Source organism: Macromonas bipunctata (genome assembly GCF_002837135.1).
In the GTDB taxonomy this organism is placed as follows: Bacteria; Pseudomonadota; Gammaproteobacteria; order Burkholderiales; family Burkholderiaceae_C; genus Macromonas_A; species Macromonas_A bipunctata.
In genome coordinates this window covers 1-12,278 of sequence record NZ_NWBQ01000023.1, presented here as the reverse complement: position 1 = coordinate 12,278, position 12,278 = coordinate 1, and the positions used below count along the sequence as shown (strand labels likewise).

At 62.3% G+C, this 12,278-nt stretch carries 13 protein-coding genes; 12 read left to right on the top strand and 1 reads right to left on the bottom strand.

What is annotated here, in order from left to right; genetic code table 11:
- Positions 1 to 158: 158 nt before the first annotated feature.
- From CON76_RS03845 to CON76_RS03795, 12 genes are all read left to right on the top strand, one after another.
- A complete protein-coding gene (locus CON76_RS03845) occupies positions 159 to 1,379 on the top strand; it encodes a tyrosine-type recombinase/integrase (protein ID WP_101102041.1) in 1,221 nt (406 codons plus the stop codon).
- 137 nt (positions 1,380 to 1,516) lie between these two features.
- The gene (locus tag CON76_RS03840; protein WP_101102040.1) at positions 1,517 to 2,122 is read left to right on the top strand and encodes a hypothetical protein; all 606 of its coding nucleotides are present in this window, start codon (positions 1,517 to 1,519) and stop codon (positions 2,120 to 2,122) included.
- 107 nt (positions 2,123 to 2,229) lie between these two features.
- Complete coding sequence (locus CON76_RS03835) at positions 2,230 to 2,469, top strand: helix-turn-helix transcriptional regulator (RefSeq protein ID WP_101102082.1); 240 nt, start codon at positions 2,230 to 2,232, stop codon at positions 2,467 to 2,469.
- Positions 2,470 to 2,483: 14 nt separating this feature from the next.
- Positions 2,484 to 3,215, top strand: coding sequence for a hypothetical protein (locus CON76_RS12735; protein ID WP_145995318.1), 732 nt, complete (start codon positions 2,484 to 2,486; stop codon positions 3,213 to 3,215).
- Positions 3,212 to 3,448, top strand: coding sequence for a hypothetical protein (locus tag CON76_RS03825; RefSeq protein ID WP_101102038.1), 237 nt, complete (start codon positions 3,212 to 3,214; stop codon positions 3,446 to 3,448). The genes CON76_RS12735 and CON76_RS03825 overlap by 4 nt, the downstream gene beginning before the upstream one ends.
- 14 nt (positions 3,449 to 3,462) lie before the next feature.
- Positions 3,463 to 3,777: a hypothetical protein gene (locus CON76_RS03820; protein WP_145995317.1), complete on the top strand. Its 315-nt coding sequence runs from the start codon at positions 3,463 to 3,465 to the stop codon at positions 3,775 to 3,777.
- Positions 3,774 to 4,628, top strand: a complete 855-nt coding sequence (locus CON76_RS03815; protein ID WP_240592757.1) for a toprim domain-containing protein — start codon at positions 3,774 to 3,776, stop codon at positions 4,626 to 4,628. The genes CON76_RS03820 and CON76_RS03815 overlap by 4 nt, the downstream gene beginning before the upstream one ends.
- Positions 4,615 to 6,264: a YfjI family protein gene (locus CON76_RS03810; protein WP_169928972.1), complete on the top strand. Its 1,650-nt coding sequence runs from the start codon at positions 4,615 to 4,617 to the stop codon at positions 6,262 to 6,264. Before CON76_RS03815 ends, CON76_RS03810 begins: the two co-directional genes overlap by 14 nt.
- Before the next feature lie 497 nt (positions 6,265 to 6,761).
- Positions 6,762 to 7,010, top strand: coding sequence for a hypothetical protein (locus tag CON76_RS12730; protein WP_145995316.1), 249 nt, complete (start codon positions 6,762 to 6,764; stop codon positions 7,008 to 7,010).
- Positions 7,011 to 7,023: 13 nt separating this feature from the next.
- Positions 7,024 to 7,695 carry a hypothetical protein gene (locus tag CON76_RS03805; RefSeq protein WP_101102035.1) on the top strand — a complete coding sequence of 224 codons (672 nt, stop codon included), beginning with the start codon at positions 7,024 to 7,026 and terminating at the stop codon, positions 7,693 to 7,695.
- Positions 7,696 to 7,697: 2 nt separating this feature from the next.
- Positions 7,698 to 8,831 carry a S49 family peptidase gene (locus CON76_RS03800; protein WP_240592756.1) on the top strand — a complete coding sequence of 378 codons (1,134 nt, stop codon included), beginning with the start codon at positions 7,698 to 7,700 and terminating at the stop codon, positions 8,829 to 8,831.
- Positions 8,831 to 9,850 carry a major capsid protein gene (locus tag CON76_RS03795; protein WP_101102033.1) on the top strand — a complete coding sequence of 340 codons (1,020 nt, stop codon included), beginning with the start codon at positions 8,831 to 8,833 and terminating at the stop codon, positions 9,848 to 9,850. The genes CON76_RS03800 and CON76_RS03795 overlap by 1 nt, the downstream gene beginning before the upstream one ends.
- Before the next feature lie 522 nt (positions 9,851 to 10,372).
- Here the strand turns inward: CON76_RS03795 and CON76_RS03790 are convergent.
- Positions 10,373 to 12,278, bottom strand: a 1,906-nt coding sequence (locus CON76_RS03790; RefSeq protein ID WP_205758169.1) for a chemotaxis protein CheW, incomplete at its 5' end; no start/stop codon positions are given.

Genomic DNA, 12,278 nt, shown 5'->3' with positions numbered 1-12,278 from the left:
CATATCACCCCAAAAACCCGCTATCCTCCTAGGGCAGCGGGTTTTTTGTTGTGTCATTTCATGCCAATGGATAGCACGACAACCCACCAAAAACACGGTACTTTTTACGGTATCTGAAGTACCGCACAAAACCAGATACCGTAAATGGGCACACAGGCATGGCACTGACCAACACCTTCATCAAGCAAAGCAAGCCCACCGGCAAACCCGCTGGCGACAAATACGCCGATGGCGGTGGCCTGTACCTGCTGGTTAAACCGGCTGGCAAATATTGGCGCATGGACTACACCGTGCTGGGCAAGCGCAAGACGCTGGCCATCGGCGTGTACCCGGCGGTAACGCTGGCCGATGCCCGCCGTGCCAGAGAAGCCGCCAAAGCCCTGCTGGCCAAAGGCACAGACCCCGGCGAAGCCAAACGCAAAGCGAAGCTGGAGGCCACCGCCGCCGCTGCCAACACCTTTCAAGTGGTGGCCGACCGCTGGCTAGAGGCCACAGCATCCGACCGTGGGCAAGCCACCCGCAACAAAGTGGCCACTTGGCTACGCAAAGACGTGTACCCCCAGATTGGCCGCATGGCCATCACCAGCATTACCGCGCCCGACGTGCTGGCCGTGGTGCGCAAGATGGAGGCCCGTGGCGTGGGCGAAAGCGCCAAACGCATAGGCCAGATTTGCGGGCAAGTGTTTCGCTACGCCGTGGCCGAAGGCAGTGCCGAACGCGATGTAACAGCGGGCCTGCACGATGCGTACAAAAAAACCGAAACCAAACACCACGCCGCCATTACCGACCCGGCGGAGCTGGCCGCACTGTTGCGCGCCATTGCCGCGTACAGCGGGCACCCGTACTGCATGGCCGCGCTGAAACTGTCGCCACTGGTGTTTTTGCGCCCCGGCGAACTGCGCACCGGGGAATGGGCCGACGTGGATTTTGAAGCCGCAGAGTGGCGCATACCCGGTGCCAAGATGAAGATGCGCAACGACCACGTGGTGCCACTGGCCACGCAAGCCCTGGCCATCTTGCGCGAGCTGCACGCCATTACCGGCCACGGCAAATACATCTTCCCCAGCCTGCGCACCAGCGCACGACCTATGAGTGAAAACACCGTGAACGCTGCACTGCGTGGCATGGGTTACAGCGGTGACGTACACACCGCCCACGGTTTCAGGGCCACCGCACGCACCATCATGGACGAGGTGCTGGGCGAACGTGTGGATTTGATCGAACACCAGCTTGCGCACAGCGTCAAAGATGCCAACGGACGCGCCTACAACCGCACCGCCCACCTGCCCGCGCGCAAAGCCATGATGCAGCGTTGGGCCGACTACCTTGACCAATTGGCCAAAGGTGCCGACGTGGTGCCACTGCACCGGGCCGCGTAACCGCACACCGGCCCAAGACGTGCCACAATGACCACCACAACGCGCCTAGCCCGTGACTGATCCCCACTGGCGAAACACCGGACACCTTGACCGGCTGGCGCGTTTTTTCATTTCAAGGGGCGATACAAGGAACGCGAATGGCAACCGACAAGGCCGCGCCCGCTGGTGTGCTGTGCCAACTACTCAAGGCGTGCCCCACCTTCAAACCAGAGTCTCACGAAATGGTGGCGTTCTATCGGCAGCAAATTGCCGAACAATTCCACGAGCGCATTGCCGATCCGTTGGGTGTACCGCGTTTTTCACCCTTGCTGATGGCAGAGATTGCCAAAAAGCTGAAGAACCCCGAAGCGGCTGAAATCTTGCACGTAGCCGTCCGTATGGGCAACTTTGGCAACAGAAAAGAGCACGAACTCCAGCGCCGTGACGTGAAAAAGCTTATGGACAAGGCTGGCCATACCAGCACAGTCGGCAAACGTGTGACACCCGGCTTAGACGAATTTGTGGACTGTGTGGTGCCCTTGCTGCTGCACTACGGTGTCAAGTTTTCCACAAGCGAGACATCCCGCATGGTGAATCTGTTGGATCTCATGGCCAAAGAAATAGGGCTTACCGCTGATCCGCGCAACGAACTGCGCCGCCGCCGTCGGGAACAGCTTGAAATTAACGCAAGATTGGTAACGACCATCAAAGCCGCTGTGTGGCGTGGCCTTGAACCGTTGCGACAACTTTCAACTGAAAAATAGTTGCCGAAACATCACCCCCCCCCAATATCTACCCTTTTTTTGCAGTTTGCTTTTCATGATGATGCCAACCCATGCCGCCACGTTGCAGCGGTATTCAAGGAATCATCATGCAAGTACGCCCCATCCGCCGCCCGTTCGACGCCCTGCCGGACAGTGCGCTGATCCGCGAAGCCCGTTTGGTGCAGAACCGCCACGTGGCCGCGCCCCTGCCTTTCAGTTCCTCAACTTTGTGGCGCAAGGTGCGAGAAGGCAGCTTCCCGAAGCCGCTGAAGTTGTCGCCGCGTGTTACTGCGTGGAGGGTCGGTGACGTGCGCGCCTGGATCAACCAATGCGCCGCCACGGCTTAACGGGAGTGGCCACCGTGATCCACACCCGCAACAAACCACCCCGGCGTGACGAGCGCCGCCGCGCCCGCGACCGCAAGCGGTGCCCCGACCGTTTGGCCAAAAAAATGGCCCCCAGTGGAGCTACACCGAGGGCCATTGTGGTTTTACCGCCAAAGCAAAAACCGCTATCGACAAGGAAGGATTTTAAGACATTTTCAATGATGGCGGTGAAGTTTTGCCGCCACAATAGCCGCAAGCCTAACGGCCCGGTGTGTGAAGACACCTTCGATAACGCGTTTGCAACCCACGACGAAACAGTGGGTTTTGTTGTGTCCAAATTTCATGATCGTCTGAGGTTTCAGGCGGTTGACCGCTACCGGAATACCGGTGGTGGCGTGGTTTTGGGCAAGATGGGCCATTCCGTGAGGCTGGCCGCATGGCGTTATCCGTGTCTTCAACATCTTGCCCACCCGTTGTATGTGAAGGTGCAGCGAGTGGTTCCTGAGTCTCATAACGGAGCCAAAACCATGATGATGCAAGCCGCATCCGTGCGCACCAGCGCGCAAACCGCCCACCACGGGCAAACCTTCCCCGCCCACACTGGCGACTTCAACCGCGATCTGATCGCCATTGCCAATATCGAGAACGCCCTCCAGCGCGTCATGTACGAGCTGAAGAAGGCCAGCCCCGACATGGCACGCGCCCAAAAACTGACGCTGGCCGCAATGGCCGCTGTGCAATACGTGGGCGTGGAGGTGTTGCAGTGAACGGCACCATCCACAAAGCCATGCCCTTGCCCGCTGAGGCGCTGGCCCTGTTGCAGCAAGCCAGCGTGCAAATGCACAAGGCGCTGGCCGTGCTGGCACAGGCCCAACACCGTGCATTGACGGTGGCCGACCTGCACGCCGTCACTGGCCCCACCATGCGCAGCGCAACCGCCGTCAAACGCGCCTGCACCGCCACCGAAGCCGCCACCCGCAACCACAAAACCCCCGCCTAACAGGCACCACCGCCATGACCAAAAAACAAGCCGGTACAGCCCCGGTTCAAGCTGCTGCATTGCCCGCTGACACCGCCCGCACGCTCAAGACCACGCAAAACCGCCTTGCGCACCTGCAAGAGCTGGTGAAGCTGTGCGCCTTTGCCATCAACGCTGACCGCACCTTACGCGACTTGACCCACGCCCTGCAACAACACCCCAACGCGCAACACCTGCACAACCTGGCCAGCGGCCCCGCGTTGGACGACCAAATCGCCACCACCGTGCTGGACCGCGTGGCGGATGAAATGGCCGCGCTGTGCTGCGATTTGAGCGAGGTGCAAGAGTGATTCGCGCCACCCTGTTGGATGCCATGCGTGCTGCTGGCCTTGCCCCGGCCAAAGACCTGCCCGCCGTCGGTGGTGGCGTGCTGCACCGCTATCGAGTGGAGGGCGACAAACCCGGCAGCTTGAACGGTTGGGTATCGCTGCACGACGATGAGCGCCCGGCCTTTGCCAACTTTGGATCGTGGAAAACCGGGGAACAACACCACTGGCGCGACGGTGGCAACAACCGGTTGACCGTGGCCGAACAAACCGAACTGAAGCGCCGCATGGCCGCCGCCAAAGCTGCATGCGATGCCGAAGAAGCCCGCGTACAGGCCGAAGCCCGCGCCAAAGCGGAACGACTCTGGGGCCGCGCCACCCAAGTGGATACCAGGCACCCTTATCTGGCGGTCAAGGGCTTCGTTCCGCCCTACGGCTTGCGCCAATTGGGCGATACGTTGCTGGTGCCCGCCCGCGATACCGCGGGAACGCTGCACACCTTGCAATTCATCAAGCCCGATGAACGCAAACGGTTTTTGAAAGATGGCCGCATCAAAGGCTGTTACCACGCCATCGGGCAAGTGGCCGATAAGAACGCGCTGCTGCTGTGCGAAGGCTTCGCCACTGGTGCCAGTTTGGCCGTGACCACCGGTTACGCCGTGGCCGTGTGTCTTGCAGCGAACAACCTGCTACCCGTTGGACTGGCCTTGCGCGCCAAATTCCCCGACGTACGCATGGTGGTGTGCGCCGACCGTGATGCAGCTGGCCTCAATGCCGCCCACGCAACCGCCCGCGCCATTGGTGCCGCCGTGGCGGTACCCCCATCCGTCAAAACCGCCAAACAACAACAGGAGGCCGCACATGGCCCGCAGTGAAATTTTTCCCGACTTGACCACCGCCAACGACCGGTTGGACGGCAGCGACTTCAACGATCTGGAAAACGCCCACGGCCCCGCCGCTGTGGTGGAGTCCATCAACGCCGCGCTGAGTGGCAGCAACGCCATGCCCGACGCTGATACGGCCCCGGCTGAAGACTGGCCCGAGCCGGTACCCCTGCCCGATGCCTTGCCACCTGTAATGCCCTTTGATGTTGAACTGTTGCCCGAAGCCTTGCGCGCCTGGGTGGCCGACATTGCCCACCGGATGCAATGCCCGCCCGACTTCACCGCTGTGGGCGCTGTGGCAGCACTGTCTAGCCTCGTAGGTGCCCGCGCTGTGGTTAAGCCAAAAGCGCGCGACGATTGGGCCGTGGTGCCAAATCTGTGGGGACTGATCGTTGGTAGGCCCAGCGTAATGAAGTCGCCCGCAATGGGTGAAGCCATCAAGCCGTTGCACCGCATGGAGGCCGATGAACTGCAATTCCATAAGGCAGCGATGGAGGAGTGGGACTTGGATAACCGCGTGGAGGCACTGGCCAGCGAATCACGGGAAAAAGAAGCCAAGAAGCTGGCCGCCAAAGACCCCACCGCCGCCCGTGAGTTGCTGCGTGCAACGCAAACGGCACCCCGGCCCATAGAGCGCCGCTACATCGTCAACGATGCCACAGTGGAAAAGTTGGGTGAAGTGTTGATGAACAACCCGTGGGGCTTACTGGCGTACCGTGACGAATTACACGGACTGTTGTGCAGTTTGGACAAGCAAGGCCAAGAGGGTAGCCGTGCCTTTTACCTGCAAGCCTACGACGGCAATCAGGGCTACACCTTTGACCGCATCGGCAGGGGCACACAACGCATTCCACGGGTGTGCTTGGCCATGTTGGGTGGCATGCAACCCGGCAAACTCCAAAGCTACATCCGCGATGCGGTATCAGGCGGGGGCGGTGATGATGGACTGCTGCAACGGTTTGGGCTTGCGGTTTGGCCCGACGTTACCCGCGAATTCGAGTACGTTGACCAATGGCCCGACACGCCCGCCAAACAGGCCGCATGGGAGGTTTTCGAGCGGCTCAATACACTGCAACCCACCAGCGACAACGAGCCGCAAGAGTGGCGTTTTTCACCCGGTGCACAAGCCATCTACGTGCAATGGGTAACGGCATTTGAAAACGAAATCCGTGGCGACGAAATCCATCCGGCACTGGTATCGCACCTTGCCAAGTACCGCAAGCTGATACCGGCCTTGGCGCTGATATTCGCCCTGGTGGATACGCCTGAGTCAGGCAACCTGATCCACGAGGCCGAGCTGTTGCGCGCCTTGGCATGGGGCAAATACCTGCGAAGCCATGCCGAGCGGATTTACAGCGCCGCCGTGATGCCAGAAACATCGGGGGCAACCATCTTGCTGGCCAAGATCAAAGCGGGCCATCTGGGTGATGCGTTTACACCCCGTCAGGTGGCGGTCAAGCATTGGGCCGGATTGGTGACACCCGACGCGGTGCGCAAGGCCGCTGACTTGCTGGCGGATTACGGGTGGCTGGCCCGTGAGACCGCACAGGTCAGTGCCAAAGGTGGGCGACCCAGTGACCGCTACATCGTTCATCCGCTGGTGATGAAGGAGGGGAAAAAAACTTAAAAACGCGGCACCCCCTACGCTACGAAACCTACAAAACCCCTGATAAGGAGTGAAAAACAGGGTTTCGTAGGTTTTGTAGCGTACCTACCGGGCCATATCCAGAAATTTCACAGCCCCACGGATGCTGTACCGATGAAGTCTGAAAACGAGTCCGAAGGTAGGTTTCGTAGGTTTTGTAGCGTACCTACCGGGCCATATCCAGAAATTTCACGGTTCCACGGACGACACCCAGCCACCACCACCACCGCCCATTCCATAGCCCCGACCTATTGCAAAAGGTACTCCGGTAGCTTGAATTACGAGGGTGAATTGACCGGCGCGCGCGCGCTAGTTTCCGGCCAATTACAGGGGGGTGATATTTCAATCCTGGCCATTGGATCCATTTCACCCACCAACCTGCAACGACAACCATTAAGCCCAATTCAGCAAGGGTAAAAATTTCACCCAGATCACATAACCAATACCTATCAACCCCCTAATTCTGGTAAAATAAATCCATGAATCATGCAATGCAACACCATCAAACCCATTCGGCCATACCCGCCGGTTTGACTGTACGCTCCAATTTGGAAGGTGCCACCATTGGAATGTTTACAGGTGAACGCGAATTGATCGCTACCCTGAATTCCAATCAAGTGGAATGGCTGTTGTCGGCATTGACCAGCCCCACCGGGTTGGTGCAGTTGACCGGCCTAATCCGTGAGACCGTTTTCCCTGCCCACCACCCGTTCCTCAAGGCCCACTGACCGCCCCACACCCATGCAGCAAACCTTTACCGCCATCACGCCCACCACACCGCAAGCCATCCTGAGCAACATGCCAGCGCAACAGGGCGTACCCACCGCAACCAGCTTGCGCGACGAAATCACCAACCGCCTGGACGACCTGCGCTTAGAGGCCCGCCGTGGCCTGGACACCGTGGACGCTGCTATCCGCGACAAGACCGACCGTCTGGCCGTGGTGGCCCGTCAGGTCAACCAAAACGACGCCGCCGCGCTGATCGTGGCCGATATCCAGCGCGCCTTAGACGAGCCGCGCCGCAAGCTGGCACAGCGCGCCGCCCAGGCCGCCCACCTGAGCAACCACCGCCCCCTGGCCAAGTTTGGCGCCATCAATGCCAAGGGCGAAATTCAGGAAACCACCAGCGAGCCGCGACCGCTTAACATCCTGTCGCACAATTTGACCGTGCTGGAATTGGCCGCGCTGGCTTTGACCGATGCCCAGATTGAATCATTTGCCCGCAAAGTGGTAGAAGACCTGCCCGTACTTGGCCCCGGCGTTGACCAATTGAAAGCCGAGGCCGATGAATTCGCCAATGAATTGCGCGAATTGCACCGCCACCGTTTGGAGATTAAGGAGGAATTCGGGCAATTGATTAACGCCACGGTTTCGCCATTGGTGTCGGATTCGTTTTTCAAATTCAAGGATTGACCGTGCCAGCCATTTACCCCCACCTGGCCGCGCGCATCTTCAACACACCGCTGCTGATTCACCCGCAAAAGTTGGACGCCATGATCGCCGCCGTCGGGCAGCGCCTGCTAGGCCAGCCGGTGGCCAGCAACGCCCACGCTGCGCCCGAAGCATTCAGTACCCGCCCCACCGCGCAAGCTGGCGAACCCTACGCCGTCCATGATGGTGTGGCCGTGATCAACATCTTTGGCGCCCTGGCACACCGCACCCGCATCAATGCCGACTGCACCGGGTTTTTGGGCTATGACGCCATCGTTGCGCGCCTGGAACACGCCATGCAAGACCCCGGCGCCCACGCCGTGCTGTTGTGCCTGGATAGCCCCGGCGGTGAAGTGCAAGGCGCTTTTGAGTGTGCCGAACGCGTGGCCGCATTGCGTGGCCGCAAACCCATGCTAGCCATTGCCGACGGCATGGCCGCCAGCGCAGCGTACCTTCTCGCCAGCGCCGCCGATGAAGTCGTGGTAACGCCCACGGGCTACGCCGGTTCCATCGGCGTCGTGACGCGCCACGTCGATACGAGCGCCGCCCTGGCACAAGATGGCCTGAAGGTGACACACATCTTTGCCGGTGCGCACAAGATCGACGGCAACCCGTACGAGCCTCTGCCCGCGTCGGTGCGTGCCGACTGGCAAGCCGAGATTGATGGCCTCTACACCGAGTTTGTGCAAGCCGTGGCCGCATACCGTGGCCTGAGCTTTGACGCGGTGCGCAACACGCAAGCGCGCCTGTTCCGTGGCCACGCTGCGCAAGCCTCTGGCCTGGCCAACTGCGTGGGCACCACCGACGCCGTGATAGCGGAGCTGGCCAGCCGCCGCAACGCCCCGAAAGTTTTCCTCCCCGCAACCCACCAGGCAACCGCCGTAACCCCGAAAGTGAACCGCATGATGAGCCACGCCACCCACCAAACCGTCCACTGCGCCAGCGCCGCCACCAGCCAAGAAGCGCAAGCCGAAGCCCTGGCCATGCAAGTGCTGCAAAGTGCCGGTTTTGCCACCCCCACCAAAGCCGCGCCGGTGCCAGCCGCTACCACCGCTGAAGACTTGGCCGACCGCATGGTTGCCGACTACCGCCGCATCATTTTGGGCGAGGTGGCGTAATGGACATGTTCGCTACTCCCATCCTGGCACGCGTGGTTGCTGCACTGGAGCCGATGCAAAAGCCGTTCCTGCTGAATTCGTTTTTCCCGAATGTGCAGCTTGAGGCCACCGAGGAAATCCGGTTCGACGTGGAACACCGCCGCCGCCGCTTGGCCCCGTTTGTTTCGCCTATGGTGGCCGGTCAAGTGGTGCAGTCACAGGGCTACACCACCAAGAGCTTCAAGCCCGCGTACATCAAAGACAAACGAATCTTCAACCCGAACCGCCCCTTCATCCGCGCAATGGGCGAGCGCATTGGCGGTGAGGCGTCCCCCGCGCAACGGCTGCAACACGCTGTTGCAAGCGAGCTGAACGACCAAATCACCATGCTCACACGCCGCCAAGAATTGATGGCCGCTGAAGTGCTGCGCACTGGCAAGACCATCGTTGAGGGGGCCATGTACCCGCGCGTTGAGGTCGATTTTGGCCGTGACCCCGACTTGACCCTTCGCCTGGTGGACGACGCCCGCTGGGGTGAGGGCGCCGCCGTTGACCCGCTGGAAGACTTGGCCCAATGGTCGAAGCTGGTGACGCAAAAATCCGGCGCCCTGGCCAACATCGTGGTGATGGACTTGAAGGCGTGGCAGCTTTTCAGCGCCGCCCCCAGCGTGCAAGACCTGTTGGATCGCCAGCGCGGCACCGCCACCGCCAACCCCGCCGTGGCCGGTGAAGGTGGCCGCCACATGGCCACCATCGGCGACTTGGAAATTTGGGTGTACCAGTCTTGGTTCAACGACCCCGACACCGACGCCCAGGTGCCCTACCTGCCACCTTACACCGTGATCTTGACTGGCCCCGATTTGGAAGGCACGCGTTGCTATGGCGCCATCAAAGACGCTGAGGCCGGTTTTCAGGCGGTGCCCTACTTCGCCAAGTCCTGGGACGATGAAGACCCGGCGGTGCGCTACATGATGTTGCAGTCGGCACCGCTGATCGTGCCCTACCGCGTAAACGCTTCCATGTGCGTGACCGTTCGCTGATTCACCACCATCCCAACACCACACCCGGCCCCGTGCCGGGTTGTGATGTGGTGCAGCGAAACCGGACGTATTGATGTTCCGATGGATCCGCGTTACTGCGTAACGATGGCAGGTGCAGTCAACCGTTTGGCCTTACCAGCGCAGTGCAGCGGCTCCCCAGCCACCCCGGTTTGTCGAGTTTGTCGAGTTTGTCGATAGGGTGGTATGCGTGGCCAGGCACCACCTGCCATGCCGGTACAGGTCAACCTTTTGGACTGGCCAGCATGGTGCAGCGCCACCCCAAACCGTGACAGTCACGAAAATGCCAAAGGCCAGCGTAGTGCAGCGGCTCCCCAGCCACCCCGGTTTGTCGAGTTTGTCGAGTTTGTCGATAGGGTGGTATGCGTGGCCAGGCACCACCTACCATGCCGATACAGTCGGCCATCCTGCCCCATACGGCACCACGGTTTTGTGCTGGATTTCAAGGACACTTTGAAAAAACACGGTACTTTTTACGGTATCTCCAAAGTGATGGTGAATTTTTCACCTAGAAAAACAATTGGTTAGCATCGCTATTCGATTCCTGTCGGACACGCGGTAACAGGCCGAGACCCGCACCGGGTCGTACAGCAGCGCCACCAGCCCAGAGGCCAGCACCGCAGCCCCCACCACCCCGGGCAGCTGCGCCAGTTGCGGCCCGGCGGGTTGCACCCACACCTCCTGGTGTCCCAGCACCTCGTCCACCTGCCAGGCCACGTGCTGCCCCCCGCCGTGGAACACCAGCACCGGCTCATGGGCCGACGCAGGCAACTCGCCGGCGGGCAACAAGCCCAGCACCTCGCACGCGGACTCGAACGGCACGCTGCCCTCGGGATGAGGCGCCACCCAGCGGCCCGTGGCGCGGGCCAGCGCCAGCTCGGCGGCACTGGCGCGCTGCACGCCGCTGATCCACGGCGCAGGCACCGCCAGCACCACGTCGGCCACCCGCAGCAGCACCACGCGCGTCACGGCTGCGCACCACGGCAGCACCAGCTCCACGCAAGTGCCCGCGCCGGGGCTGGAAGATCCTTGCAGGCGCCCACCCAGCTGGCGCACCCACTGGGCCAGCGCGTCCAGGCCTGGCGCTTCTGCGGGTGATGGCGGCGGCGCGCAGGCAGGCGGCTCTGGGGCGTCAGTGGTGGGCATCACGCTGGTGGCGGCCCAGACTGCACCCACGCCACCGGTATCACAGGCATCACCGGCGCGACCGCCGTGACCATCGGCAAGTGCTACGCTGATGTCATGACCCCGCTGCTGCCACGCGAGCGTGAGGGCAGCGGGCACCCGGCAGGGAACGTTGGCGTCGGCGTTGTGCGCTGCATCGCCTGGACGGAGGGCTGCCGCAGGATCGGGCGACTGGATGGACATGCCGTGTACCACCACGTGGCGCAGCAGGCGCTCCAGCACTGGCAGCAGGTGCTCCAGCAGGCCGCAGTCCAGCATCAGCGCCCCGCCCTGGATCTCCAGCAGCATCGGCGGCGTGCCCTGCGCTTGCGCGGCATCGCGCAGCGCGCGCTGCAGGCGTTCGGTGATGCTGTCGGCGGGCAACAGGCGCGCGCGCAGCACGTCCTGTTGCAGGGCGCGGCTGTGGCGGGCCTGCGCAGCCAGCGTGGTGCCCGTGTGCGTCAGGGCATGCTGCCAGCGGCGCTGCACAGCGGCCAGGTCTTGCACCGACGCGGCCAGCCAGCGGGCCAGCTCAGGCGCGGCGGGGGCGTCCGGCGCCAGGTCGCGCAGTTGCGCGCGCCAGCGTTCCAACTCACAGGCCATGTCGTGGCAGGCGTGCTGCAGGGTGTGCCACTGCGCTTCGAGCTGAGCGCGGCTGTGGTCCACGTCGCCAGTGTGTGCCGTGAGGCGCTGCAGCCAGTCCGACGCAACCGGCACCGGGATCGGCGCCACGGCATCGGCCAGGCCCGGCGCCCCGGCGGGCGTTGCAATTGCGGTTGCCGGAGCGCAGGTGGCAGGCGAATCGAGGGGCGGTGCCACACCGGGCGCTGCGGGCAGTGGCACGTCCAGCGCATCCACCACGGTACCAGCACCGTCACCACCGCCGGGGACTGGATCGACGACACCTGGGGATGGCGTCCTGGCAATCGCAGCACCGTACAACTGTGGCTCGGCCTGGGGCACAACAGCCAGATCGGCAGGGCTGGTGTTCGGGTCGGGCACGGTGGCGTGGTAGTCCCACACCGGGAGCAAGGCGTTGCCCCAGGCGCGGCGCAGCGCGCTCCAGCACGGGGCGCTGGCCACCTCGTCCTGCCCGGCAAAGGCCTGCGCGGCCCAGAACAGCAGCTCGTGCGTCAGCGCCGCCAGCCCGCTGCTGCGGCCCTGCGCCAGCTGCACGTACTGGCGCAGGATGCGCAACGGCGTGCGCCGGGCGTCGTCCGCTGCGGGCAGGGCGCGGGCGGCCAGG

Excerpts from the sequence above, each read along its gene's own strand:
- CON76_RS03845 (WP_101102041.1), top strand. The coding sequence starts at position 159 with ATGGCACTGACCAACACCTTCATCAAGCAAAGCAAGCCCACCGGCAAA.
- CON76_RS03840 (WP_101102040.1), top strand. The coding sequence starts at position 1,517 with ATGGCAACCGACAAGGCCGCGCCCGCTGGTGTGCTGTGCCAACTACTC.
- CON76_RS03835 (WP_101102082.1), top strand. The coding sequence starts at position 2,230 with ATGCAAGTACGCCCCATCCGCCGCCCGTTCGACGCCCTGCCGGACAGT.
- CON76_RS03820 (WP_145995317.1), top strand. The coding sequence starts at position 3,463 with ATGACCAAAAAACAAGCCGGTACAGCCCCGGTTCAAGCTGCTGCATTG.
- CON76_RS03810 (WP_169928972.1), top strand. The coding sequence starts at position 4,615 with ATGGCCCGCAGTGAAATTTTTCCCGACTTGACCACCGCCAACGACCGG.
- CON76_RS12730 (WP_145995316.1), top strand. The coding sequence starts at position 6,762 with ATGAATCATGCAATGCAACACCATCAAACCCATTCGGCCATACCCGCC.
- CON76_RS03805 (WP_101102035.1), top strand. The coding sequence starts at position 7,024 with ATGCAGCAAACCTTTACCGCCATCACGCCCACCACACCGCAAGCCATC.
- CON76_RS03795 (WP_101102033.1), top strand. The coding sequence starts at position 8,831 with ATGGACATGTTCGCTACTCCCATCCTGGCACGCGTGGTTGCTGCACTG.